Below are 12229 nucleotides of genomic sequence, written 5' to 3'. Positions count from 1 at the left end.
AAACTAGCATACTTCAACACGATTGCGGCCCTTTTCCTTGGCCAGATAGAGGGCCCTATCGGCCCGGGAAACGATGGACTCCGGAGCGGTATCATTTTTGTAAGCTGATACCCCAAGACTGATTGTCACCGCTCCCGCAGTTGCAAAAGAATGGTTAGCAACTGCCTGGCGCAGCCGTTCGGCCAACCTGGCGGCGTCCATCAGGCTAGTATCCGGCAGAATAATCAAAAACTCTTCGCCGCCCCAGCGCCCCACCACATCGCCATGCCGGACCGTTTCGTTGAGGAGTCCAACCAGCTCGATTAAAACCCGATCCCCGACCTGATGCCCATAGGTATCGTTGACAAGTTTGAAGTGGTCAATATCCAGAATGATAATCGCAAAAGGAGCTGAGCCGTTTTGGGCCCATTTGTTGTGATGTTCCAGGGTCTCATCCAGCTTTAAACGGTTGAAGCTCTGGGTCAGCTTATCGGTAATTGACAGCCGTCTTATTTCTTCCTCCATTAGTTTTCGTTCGCTGATATCCCGGGTGACCCCCAGCATCCCGACAAAGCGTCCATCTTCGCTGTATATTCCGGAAACAGTCGCTTCAGTCCAAACCGTGGTGCCATCTTTGCAGGGTTGTTCCAATTCCCCGCGATAGACTTGAAAAGGCAGACCATTCTGAACCGAATTAATGGCCCGAGCCAACCCCTCATGCATCTGAACCAGTGATCCCGGACATAAGACTTCTTCCTGGGACTGAGCCATGACTTCTTCAACCGTATAGCCCCGGAGTTTTTCCACCGACGGGCTAATGTAGGTGAAACGCCCGGTCAGATCCATGGTCCAGATGACATCTGCTGCATTGTCTGCCAGCAACCTGTGGCGCTCTTCACTCTGCTGCAGTTTCGCTTCAATGGCCTTGAGTTGAGTGATATCCCGGATTACGCTGAGAGCGTGGGGAGCCCCGTCAATGATGATTCTTTTCGATGAAACCAGACCAATATGTCGTTCATTATTCTTGCCATAAAAACAGATCTCCAAATTCTCAACAATACCATTGGCTTCAAGAGTTTTGATAAAGGTTTCCCGTTGGCTTTCATCAATGTAGAGTTCACGGATGTTAAATGAACCGACGGTTAAATCCGCATCGGTAAATTTTGTGGCTTCCATAAAAGCCCGGTTATAGGCAATCAGGGTACCATCGGCGACTTTGGTAATCACGGTGGCATCGGGAATAGTCTGAAACACCATTTCGAAATGAGAACGGGCTTCTTCCAGTTCATGGATGGACGACTCCAGTTTTTCGGTCATGCTGTTAAAGGCCTCGGAAAAATCGCCAAGAAAATGAACCCGCTGAGAAAAGTCGCCTGACGCAATGGTTTTGGTGATCCAGGTCAAATTCCTAAGCGAAGCCTGAAGGTTTTTTAAAGACCCCAGCACGTAACCCCGGCCGTTGATATCCTCAGACAGATTTCCGTTGCCAAGAGCTGTTGCCGAATTCCTGATGGTTTTGATGGTTTGATCAATTTCTAAAAAAGAGTCATCGTTGCTGATGTTTTCAGGGGGAATTACGCTGACTCGAAGGTCATTTAACAGGGCTTTAAAATATTCTAAAATGGATCGTGCGTCTTTACTGATCATTGCTGTTTTGTCAGCTCCCTTCATGCTATAGCTGGCTAATTATGTCTTATTGCTCGATTGCTTTGGCATGGAAACGACAAGTGCGATCCCCAGTGCACCAGCAGTCGATCTCTTTAACAACAAAAGGTTTACCAGAAAAATTTTCCAGCAGGGCCGAGATAAACCCTTCATCATAGGTACAGATCTCGTAACTATCCTCCGGCAAGCCGGAGCAATCGAGATCTTCGGAAACCGTCAAAATCAGTTCACCTTTTTCCATATCCGCTTCTTCCACCCGCAGAATACCCATACCCAGGTCTTTCAGGACGGCCTTCAGCTGACTGACAAAATCATTAATATCCTCAGTTTTCGTAATCATATGCTGATAGAAGGCATTACCAGCCAATTGTCCAGCCTCATAAAAAATTTGATCGGTTTCCTCAACCCCAACATGTTTTTCGATGATGTCTCTGAAGGTAAATTGCATCAGTCGATACACCTCAACCCGGGTGGTATTCCCCAAATTTGGACGTCCTACACCAATATCTCCCAGTAACTCCCAGGAAAATTCATATTTTCCAGCCAATTATGATGCCCTCCACTTCACGCTTCTCAATTACTAACCCACCTGTTTTGCGGCAATCGTAAATTGATTTAATTTCCTTATTTTACCACGTTAACCCGGGATCTTGTCAAGGTGCTTTAATTGGCAGCAGATCTATTTTATCGATATCGATTCTTAATTTTAAACATCTGCTATTTTGTGCAAACGATTCGTTAAAATGTTGACTTGACAATTAAAATTTCTTCCGATAAAATAGATAGCATGCTAAGTAATGGAGACGTGATGAAAACAGATCAATTTAATTTTGGTGGCTTTGTTAAACAATTGAATAACATTATGGAAATGCGCTTCAATCATTCGTTAAAACAATGGGATCTGACCTCGTCCCAATTTTCGGTGATTATGTTTCTGCTACACCATCAGGGTCAGGCAATCAACCAGAAGATGATTGAAGAAGCTTTTCGCCTCAAAGGTCCCACCGTTACCGGGATCGTCAAGCGGCTGGTGGAAAAAGATTTTATCCAGCGCCGACCCGATCCTTTGGATCGCCGGATTAATTATCTGGAGCTGACAAAAAAGGGTCTGGAACTGGAGTCGCTGGTTTGTACCGAGATAACCCGTCTGGAAACTGAGACCCTCCGGGGCATCTCACCTGAACATCTCGACCTGCTGGAGTCGCTCCTGCATCAAATTTTAGAAAACATTACCAACCAATGATTCACAGAAAGGAATTATTTTTATGAAAAACGATTTATTTGAAAAGTACCCCATCCCCAAGGCGGTGATGACCCTGGCCATTCCCACCATGCTAAGTATGCTGGTGACGATTGTCTACAACATGGCCGATACCTATTTTGTCGGTCAAACCGGTGATGCCAACCAGGTGGCCGCCGTTACCCTGACCATGCCGATCTTTTTTCTGCTGATGGCCTTTGGTAATATTTTTGGCATCGGCGGCGGCTCCTATATTTCCCGGCTCTTGGGGGAGCACCGGATTGCGGATATCAAGCATACCTCCTCCTTTGCCTTTTATGGCTCGATCGCCCTGGGCCTGATCGGAATGGTGGTGTTTCTGGTCTTTATGGATCCAATTCTGACCATTGCCGGTGCCAGCCCCAACACCATCGGTTTTGCCCGGGACTATCTGACCATTGTCGCTTATGGCGCCATCGCCATCAGTCTGCAGAATTCACTGGCCCAGATTGTCCGCTCCGTTGGCGCAGCCAAAGAATCGATGATCGGGATGATGATCGGAACCATCGTTAACATCATTCTTGATCCGATTATGATTCTCTCCATGGGCATGGGCGTGGCCGGAGCAGCCTGGGCCACCGTGATTGGAAATGCCTGCGCTGTATTATACTTTATCTACTATATTTTTAAACACAGTGATGTGCTCTCCATCGCCCCCCAGGATTTCCGGATGGAAGGCGCCATCGCCAAAAATACCTTTGCGATTGGGATTCCGGCCTCTGTCAATAACATTCTGATGAGTTTTTCAATGATCATGTTAAACAGCTATGCCTCCGCATATGGCGATACCGTCATTGCTGCCCTGGGTGTCTCTGGCCGGGTCTTCTCCATTGTGGTCATGCTGGCACTGGGTCTGGCAATGGGTATTCAGCCCTTTATCGGCTACAATTACGCCCAGCAGAACTATAAACGGATGAATGATGCCATTAAATTCACTGGGGTTGTCGGAATGATCATGGGCACTGTGGTCATGATCGTCGCAATCCTTTTTGCCGCCCCGATTGTTACCTTCTTCATCAATGATCCGGAGGTCATCACCATTGGAGCCACCATGCTGATTATTCAAATGCTGGTCAGTCCCTTTCTGGGCCTCCAGTTTATCGTCACCACCGTCTATCAGTCGCTGGGCAAAGCCATCCCTTCGCTGATTCTGACTATTTGCCGACAGGGTCTGGCCTTTGTCCCGATTCTGATTGTAGGTTCCACGCTGTTTGGTCTGCAGGGGATCATCTGGGCCCAACCGCTGGCCGATGTTGTCTCAATTATCCTGGCCATTTCAATGTATACCGTCACCTACCGTAAACTTCGGGCCAGCAAAACCGAACCGATTTCCATGGCAATGGAAGACGGACTGGCCTAAGCCATCAAAAAAGCGCCCCTAAATCGGGCGCTTTTTTAGTTCGCTGGCACGGAGCCGGTGTTCCGTGTGAATCATTCCGATATTGGTGGTCATGACGTTGCCGGTGGTGGCCGGATAGTCCAGAAAGATGGCTATGGTTACGGCCAGTGCCAGCCCTTCCAAAGGAATCCCCAGAAGGTTGAAAACGATGGTGAAAAGAAAAGCCCCCATCCCCGGCGAAGGTGGCACCGCCACCGAAAGAATCATACACAGAATCACGACCGGAATCGTATCCGGCAATGAAAAGCCGATTCCATAAATATTACCAATAAACAAGGATGTCAATAACAGCATCGGAATGGCGTCCTGCTTGTTAAACAAAACCCCTACCGGAATCGAAAAATTGACGACGTAGTCCCGGATTTTCTGCTTGCCAATTGCCGTTGCGGTATGACTGACAAAGGTGGCGCTGGAACTGGCGGTTGAGAAGGCAATCAACAGAAATGGCGCTGCGGTTTTTAAATAAGCGATCGGGCTTATTTTTTCATAAACGGCTACACTCAACAGCATGAACACATTAATAATCAGAAAAGCAATCAGCAACAATACAATCAGCCAAACGGCTCCCAGTAGCGCCGCCCCTTCCCCGGAAATCATCATATTCAAAATACTGATAAAAACCACTACCGGCATCAGGGCACAGACGGCGTCCAGGATGGTTGAAAAAATCAGATTGGCTTCGGTAATAATCCGGGTAATTTGCGGAAAGCGACCCTTTAAGGTCAACATCACAATGCCACCAATAATGGCCAGAAACATGATTTGCAGGGTATTGCCATCGATAAATGGCTGAATAATATTGGCTGGAATAATCCCGAAGACCATCTCCCCAATCTGGTTCCACAGATCCCCCTGACCAGCCTGACTGGCTGACCCGGTGTTGCCCAGCAGAAAAATCTGAGCCATTCCCAAAGAAACCGCTGAAGCCAGAAGAATTACTGCCATCGACCAGGTCAGCAGCAGGCGGAAAATCCGTTTCATCTGGGCCAGGTTATCCATATTGACAATACTGCCGATGGCGGAAAAAAACAGCACCGGTATTACAATGGCGTTGAGAAAACCAAAAAATGTACTGCTAATCGGAGAAAGAATCCCGGTACCCACTTGCTTGCCCAGCTCAGGCGCCATCATCTGGATGAAAAATCCGGTCAGAATCGCACCAAGCAGGGCGATGGCTGTTGTCAATGCCGGGTTTAATGGTTTTTGCTTTAGCGTATAAGAAACGTTATTGCAGCCCTTTTCGTAAGAATAGGTTACCGATGACAGTCCAATTAAGATATTCTGTCCGATCCGATTGTAGTCAACTGCTTCTCCCTCCGGTGTTTCCGGCAGGGTCAGCGGATTTTCCGGATTACCCCAGTAATTCAGCGTTAGGCTAATGGTTTTAAAGCGCTTCTGAATCGACAACTCAAAATGCGCCTGATCGCTTGCCCGCTCACTCCAGTAAACAATGGCTTCTTCCACAAAAAGCTGCGCTTTCATGTTATCGGTTTTGGGGCACTTGTATTTTTGCAAGAGCTCCGAAACAAAGACGTTGGCTTCATCGAGACTGGCCAGACTCAGTGGTAATATCTTTTTTACTTCCATGGTTCCCCCTTATGCATCGATCTTCTGACTGCGTTTGTGTAAACCATGCCACTGATATACTCTCGGGTTAGGCTGGTGTCAAACCTGAAATTATCTGGCGCTGGCATAAAGAACACACGGTACGATTGATACCGTGTGCCTTTCACCGTGATGGAAAAATTGTTGCGCTCATCAAATGGTGAAAAGTTAGTCAAAGATTACCACCATTATACCACTTGACGCATTCTGCCGTCATCATAATTTAACTGCCAATTTACCCCAAATTTATCGACCAGCGAACCATAAACCTTGCTCCAGAAGGTTTCCTGCAGTTCGGTTTCGACGGTTCCACCATCTTTTAATTTATAATAAAGGCCTTTGATCTCATCCAGGTCGTCACTGAAAATGACCAGGGTCATCTTTTCTTTTTGATTGTCAGGTGATTTTGAGGGTATATCCGAGAGCGACACCCGTAGTTCATCGGTCTCAAGATCCGCACGAATAGTCACTTTTTCTACCGGATCAGGATTGCCCGGTTCAGGCAGGGTTTCATCAAATAATATAATTTCAGCCTGATCAGTGCCAAAAACGTCGGCATAGAATTCCACAGCTTCCTGACAATTTCCATTAAAACTAATATAGGGTTGTACCTGCATTTCTACACTCCTTTTTCGTTTAGGTGCACCCTTTGCTAAAGAATACTTGGGATTGCACCGGGATCTCCGTTTTAATCAATTTTACAGCACCATGACACTCTGTTACATTGTATAGCCTTATTTTTACGATTTAAACGGTTTCGGGTAAATTTTTTACAAATTTCTGTAAAATAAAATTGACCTGATGCAAATCTGCTGTTATTGTTATAAGGGTCATAAATGGAGCTTTATTTTCGTTCATTTCTGCCTTGTTGCAGACAACTTGATAGTCAGTTCTGCAATCTGTAATTTTTAGAGGGAGGATTTCTTGTGAGTATTATTTTTTTAATCATCGGCCTCGTATTATTAGTTAAGGGTGCCGATTTTTTTGTGGAGGGTTCGTCTTCCATTGCCAAGCGCTTTAACATCCCCAGTATGGTCATCGGTTTGACCCTGGTGGCTTTTGGCACCAGCGCCCCGGAACTGGCAGTCAGTGTGTCCGGATCCCTGAATCAGGCCAATGGGATTGTTTTTGGGAATGTGGTGGGTTCCAATATTGTCAACATCCTCTTTATTCTGGGTATCTCAGCCTTTATTTCCCCCATCAGCATCAAATCAAAAACGATTTTTAAAGAGATGCCTTTTGCCATCCTGACCACCGTTGCCTTAATGCTGATGGTGATGGACGGGCTGATCAACGGTGACCCGATCAGCGTGGTTTCCCGTTCGGAGGGCTGGATATTATTGCTCTTTTTTGCCATCTATCTGTATTCGATGGTGGAAATTGCCATCCTGGGCAAAGAAGAATCTGAGGGCGAAATACTTTTGCTGCCAGTTCCCAAGAGTATTCTCTTTACCATCGGCGGTCTGGTCGCCGTGGTTTTTGGCGCCGATCTGGTGGTTAATGCGGCCATCGAAATTGCCACCATCCTGGGCATGTCTGAAACCGTGATTGGTTTAACCATCGTTGCCATCGGCACCTCCCTGCCGGAGCTGATCACCTCAGTAGTAGCAGCTAAGAAGGGCGAAAACGATATTGCTGTTGGTAATATTGTCGGTTCTAATATCTTTAATGTTCTCTTTGTTATGGGGGTTTCCGGGGTTATCTTCCCAATTGAAATCGCCACCGAAAACTATGCCGATCTGTGGATTTTGCTGGCGGCCATGATTATCGTCGTTCCGATGATGTACACCTCCAAGAAAATCAGCCGCTGGGAAGGGGCCGTCATGATGCTGGGCTATGTCGGTTATTCGGCCTTTATCATCATGCGGGCGATTTCCTAGATCTTTATTGCTTACTGGCACTTAAAAAAGCACTCGCAATTTTGCGGGTGCTTTTTATAACACTATGCCTGGGCTTCATAGCGCAAGATCAGCTGATCCATGGCAGCCAGGGTGTCTTCTTTGGGTAACACATAGGGACTGCCCGGCAGACTTGAGAAAAAATCGTCAAAGGCGGCCACAATTTTTGCTTCTTTTAATTTAATCGTCTTAAAAATCTGCTGATCGGCTTTTTGATAATGCAGGATCAGATGCACCAGAGTTGCTTCATTTACAAATTCAACTGCTGAGTTAAGGACAATCTTTTTTTCATCGAAGGCGTAGGTTTTGCGGGCATCAGCGGCAATATCCTGGCGCACCTGTTTGGTCAGCATCAGGCGTTCGGCTGGCGTAAAAGGATGACACACTTCCTCCGGAAAATACATATTGCCCGTATCCATAAAGGTTTCCAGATTGTTTAATGAAAAGACATTGATCATGGCACGGTTTTCCGCTTTAAAATAATCGTAAAAGCGATTGGTGGCCGATACCAGATCATCATAGAAGGGCAATTCCCGGCGAACCTTGTCGGCTACCATCTCGTGGGTGGCGTAGTAGGCAAAGCAGGGCAGCGGTTCAATAACCTGACGGATCCGATAGGTCGTATCCAAAGAGTAGATGGCAAAAAGATCCCGACTTTCTTCAATAAAGGGCTCGGACTGCAAAAGGATGGTAACAAAACCCTTCTGGTAGAGATCATAAAGCTCTGAATCGCGATAGCGGATGGCCCGACAAAAATCCCGGGAAATCACAATGACTTCCTCCGATGTGAGCATAAAATAGGGAAACAGCACATTGATTTCCTGACTCTTCCCAACTGCCTGATAATAATAGTGGGAGTGATAAGTAATATTATCAAGCAACGACAGACCTATCAGAGTTTTAAGGGTACCAAGGCCCGGATCAGCAAGGCTTTCGTCACTGACTTCCGGAAAACACTGAACATCCTGCAAAACCAGGTATTTTGCATTTCCCAGCATTTGCTGAAATATATGCGCATAAACCCGTTCAAAATGACTGGGAATCGAAAGTTTCAGATGCGGCTCCTCCTGGCAGAAAAGCTCCCGATCGATGCTGTTTTCGATAACGCTCTGGACGGCTTCTAATCCAGTCACAATCTGAATTTTTGCTTGTTCCCCGGAGCCGACTAATGCGCAATCCGGAGCTTTTAATTCTTTTGAAAAAGGAATGTGATAGCTGGTGAGTTCAAAGATGACGGCCATCAGCTCCACAATTTTTTGACGATTATAGTAACACCGTTCGCCGACCTGGGTAATTTCTTGCAAGGCCTGCAATTCTTCGATTTCAGTCGTTGACAGACGCAACGCTTTACATAAGCATTCAAAAACTTTAGGAGTAGGCAGCCGCTCACCAGATTTTATCCGCTGCAACGTGGTGCGATTGATTTTCCCCATCTCCGCCAGGGATTGTACGGTTTCGCCACTTTCGTTAATTAATTCTTCGATTTTTTTACTAAAACGTGTCATCGGCTACTCCAGTTTCTGTATTTTTTGTCTCTCTCACTCTTATTATAGCCGTGTTGGAGCCAATTGCAAGATGTGGCATTTTGTGTGCCAGAATATTTTGCCCTTTTATAAATCTTGTCGGATCCAAAATGGTTAAGCGATCGGGTTGCGACCGATCATAAAAAAAGAGTACTCACACCACATATCGGGTGAGTACTCTTTTTTATTTATTTTTATGTAATTCACTTATCTAGGCAATATTACAAACAATGCGACTCGCCCAGGCAATCGCTTCCCGGTAGTCGTGATAAATGTGGTAATCCTCAATTTTTAAGAATTGGGCCAATTCTTCGACCAGACACCATTCGCCCTTTTCATAAGCCACCATCAAGGCCTGAATCGGAAAAAGAACGCCCTGCTGGTTGATCAGGGCCTCTAAAATCGCTTGCGGCAAGGCGATCCCCGCCAAGACCACATCCATTGGTTGATCAAGAATCGCATCCAAAACGCTAAACAGTCCCATCAGAGCGGCATCATGTTCCCATTCATGCATTCCCGAGCGTTTCGCCAGTGACTCGGCAAAGCGGGTACGAATCAGCGATAGTTTGATCAGTTCAGTCGGCTTATCCTTGCTGACTTCATGAATCATTAAAATGCTGATCCAGCGCTCGAATTCACGAAGGCCGATATAGCTTAGCGCAAATTTAATAGAACTGATCGATTCACTACCGGCCCGAAAACTGGCCAGCCGCAGTAACCGATAGGTCAGGGTCACATCCTGTTCAATCATCTCGGCCAGGCGATCAAAGGATGGTTCCTCGGCATTTATTTCAGTCATCATCTGCAGATACTGAATCTGTGTGGGGGTGGCCCGGAAGGATCGACCGGCTATTCGCGGTTTGCTGAAGAAGTAGCCCTGAAACAGGGTAAACCCCAGCTCCTTCGCTCTCAGGAATTCATCCCGGGTTTCCACCTTTTCAGCCAGTAGCGTTTTTCCCTGCGCCAGACACGCCGGAATATCATCGACAATGGTATCCAACGGGGTAACCAGCAAGTCGTACTTGATAATGTCGGCCAGCGGCGTCAGGGGATAGGTTTGGTAGGTCTGGGCGAAATCATCCAAGGCGATACTGTAACCCATCATCTTGATATCCGTCAGGCGCTCCACTAAATTGCGGCTGACTTCAATATTTTCCAGCATTTCGACTATCATCCGATCAGGTTTGATCAGTTCGACCGCCTCGGAATGAATGAATATTTCATCAAAGTTAATAAAGGCAAATTTATCTTCAACGAGATTCTCTAATCCAGATTCAAACAGGCCCGTGATGACCATGGCCGTTGCCCCCTGGGAAGACACCCCGCCAAATTGCGTCGACTGGCTGTTCAGCCGAAATAAAAGTTCATAGCCGTACACTTCCAGCTGGGCGTTAAAAATCGGTTGTCTGGCAATAAACATAAAGCCTCCTGGGTCTGGTTTATACTGGCGTAAAATTATAAATATCCGTTCCAGTTCAATATGTTTATTGTAACACTATGTTTCATTAAAAACAAGTATTTTCAGGCCCGGAATGGCTTGTTTTTTAATCATGTCTTCATTTCGGTGACGATTTCTGCCCATGAAAAAAACATGGCGCAGCGACTGCTGGTCATGTTTTTGTTGTTTTAGTATTGTCGGCGTTGACCGCTTCAGGCAATATTTAAGATGATTTCATTGGCCCAGGCAATCGCTTCGCGGTAATCGTGATATAAAATGTACTCCTCAATTTTCAGTTCCTGGGCTCTTTTCAGGGTCGTGCCCCAGTCACCCTTTTCATAGGCCAGCATTAATTCGTAAATCGGGTAGAGCATTCCCCGATGATCAATCAGCGCTTCCGAAATGGAGGGTGGCAAGGCAATGCCTGCCAACGCTTCGGCCATGGTCTGATCCAGAATCCCATCCAGGACGCTGAATAAACCCATCATTGAAGCCCCATGCTGAGAATTGTAAGTCATCAGCGCCCGCTTTGCCAGGGTTTGGGCAAAACGACTCCGAATCAGGGCGATTTTCATCAACTCTTCGGGTTTGTCCTGACCCAGATCCTGAAGCATCAGGATATTGAACCAGCGTTCAATTTCGTTAAGACCCATATAGGTGAGTGCATAACGGATCGAACTGACCAGGTCGTGATTGGATCGAACACTGGCCATCCGCATAACCCGATAAGCCAAAGTTACATCCTGCTGGATCAGTTCGGCCAGGACATCATAAGAAGGGTCTTCTTTTTTCAGTTCAGAAATCAATCTAAAATACTGAAACTTGGTGGGGGACTTACTGACCGAATGACCGGCAATCACCGGCTTACTGAAAAAATAGCCTTGAAACAGGGTAAAACCCATCTCCCTGGCCTGTAAGAATTCATCCCGGGTTTCGACCTTTTCGGCCAGTAACACCTTCCCCTGATCCAGGGCGTAGGCGGCATCCGCCGCCACCGCTGCCAATGGGGTAGCCATCAAATCATACTTAATAATGTCGGCCAGCGGGCTCAGCGGATAGCTTTGAAAGGCTTCTTCAAAATCGTCCAGGGCAATCCGGTAGCCCTTTTCCCGGATTGATTTAATCCGTTCAATCAAGTTGCCATCAATTTTTATTTTTTCCAGCATTTCCACCACCATCTGATCCGGTTTGATTAATTCCAGAGCATCGGAATGGATAAAAATTTCGTCAAAATTAATAAACGCCAGTTTATTCTCAATGATATTTTCAATCCCCGCTTCATAAAGTCCGGTGAGTACCGCCGCTGTGGCACCCTGGGAGGAAATCCCACCAAACTGACTGGACTGGCTGTTGAGCCGAAACAGGAGTTCATATCCATAAACTTCCAGCTCCGCATTAAAAATAGGTTGTCTGGCGATAAACATCTGCTCTTCCCCCTTAAAA

Annotated in this window: 10 protein-coding genes; 3 read left to right on the top strand and 7 right to left on the bottom strand. The window is 46.5% G+C overall.

Annotated elements, in window-relative coordinates; translation table 11 throughout:
* Positions 1-3 precede the first annotated feature (3 nt).
* Positions 4-1626 (bottom strand): sensor domain-containing diguanylate cyclase, encoded by a 1623-nt coding sequence (locus B3F51_RS14140; RefSeq protein ID WP_286947739.1) that lies wholly within the window; start codon positions 1624-1626, stop codon positions 4-6.
* A 46-nt stretch (positions 1627-1672) separates the two neighbouring features.
* Entirely contained in the window at positions 1673-2191 is a 519-nt protein-coding gene (locus B3F51_RS14135) for a V4R domain-containing protein (protein ID WP_286947738.1), read from the bottom strand.
* A 261-nt stretch (positions 2192-2452) separates the two neighbouring features.
* Here B3F51_RS14135 and B3F51_RS14130 point away from each other — a divergent pair, with 261 nt between their 5' ends.
* Together B3F51_RS14130 and B3F51_RS14125 are read left to right on the top strand one after the other, a co-directional pair.
* Entirely contained in the window at positions 2453-2887 is a 435-nt protein-coding gene (locus B3F51_RS14130) for a MarR family winged helix-turn-helix transcriptional regulator (RefSeq protein WP_070371469.1), read from the top strand.
* Between the two features lie 22 nt (positions 2888-2909).
* Positions 2910-4283, top strand: coding sequence for an MATE family efflux transporter (locus tag B3F51_RS14125; protein ID WP_286947735.1), 1374 nt, complete (start codon positions 2910-2912; stop codon positions 4281-4283).
* An 18-nt stretch (positions 4284-4301) separates the two neighbouring features.
* Here B3F51_RS14125 and B3F51_RS14120 read toward each other — a convergent pair whose 3' ends face one another.
* Both B3F51_RS14120 and B3F51_RS14115 read right to left on the bottom strand, forming a co-directional pair.
* Positions 4302-5909, bottom strand: coding sequence for a dicarboxylate/amino acid:cation symporter (locus B3F51_RS14120; protein WP_286947733.1), 1608 nt, complete (start codon positions 5907-5909; stop codon positions 4302-4304).
* A gap of 206 nt (positions 5910-6115) precedes the next feature.
* On the bottom strand, positions 6116-6544 hold the full coding sequence (locus B3F51_RS14115) for a VOC family protein (protein WP_286947731.1): 429 nt from the start codon (positions 6542-6544) through the stop codon (positions 6116-6118).
* 309 nt (positions 6545-6853) lie between these two features.
* Between B3F51_RS14115 and B3F51_RS14110 the strand changes: the two genes are divergently transcribed.
* Positions 6854-7807 carry a calcium/sodium antiporter gene (locus B3F51_RS14110; protein ID WP_286947730.1) on the top strand — a complete coding sequence of 318 codons (954 nt, stop codon included), beginning with the start codon at positions 6854-6856 and terminating at the stop codon, positions 7805-7807.
* Between the two features lie 62 nt (positions 7808-7869).
* On the opposite strand, the gene B3F51_RS14105 is transcribed toward B3F51_RS14110, so the two are convergent.
* The 3 genes from B3F51_RS14105 to B3F51_RS14095 all read right to left on the bottom strand — a co-directional run bounded on the left by B3F51_RS14105 (position 7870) and on the right by B3F51_RS14095 (position 12210).
* Positions 7870-9330 (bottom strand): helix-turn-helix domain-containing protein, encoded by a 1461-nt coding sequence (locus tag B3F51_RS14105; RefSeq protein ID WP_286947728.1) that lies wholly within the window; start codon positions 9328-9330, stop codon positions 7870-7872.
* A 229-nt stretch (positions 9331-9559) separates the two neighbouring features.
* Positions 9560-10768, bottom strand: coding sequence for an EAL and HDOD domain-containing protein (locus B3F51_RS14100; protein WP_286947726.1), 1209 nt, complete (start codon positions 10766-10768; stop codon positions 9560-9562).
* 230 nt (positions 10769-10998) lie between these two features.
* On the bottom strand, positions 10999-12210 hold the full coding sequence (locus B3F51_RS14095) for an EAL and HDOD domain-containing protein (RefSeq protein ID WP_286947724.1): 1212 nt from the start codon (positions 12208-12210) through the stop codon (positions 10999-11001).
* Positions 12211-12229: the final 19 nt, after the last annotated feature.

The organism is Acetobacterium sp. UBA5834, assembly GCF_002435675.1.
Classification (GTDB): Bacteria; Bacillota; Clostridia; order Eubacteriales; family Eubacteriaceae; genus Acetobacterium; species Acetobacterium wieringae.
The sequence above is the reverse complement of the archived record's forward strand: the minus strand, read 5'-3'. Positions and strand labels throughout refer to the sequence as shown.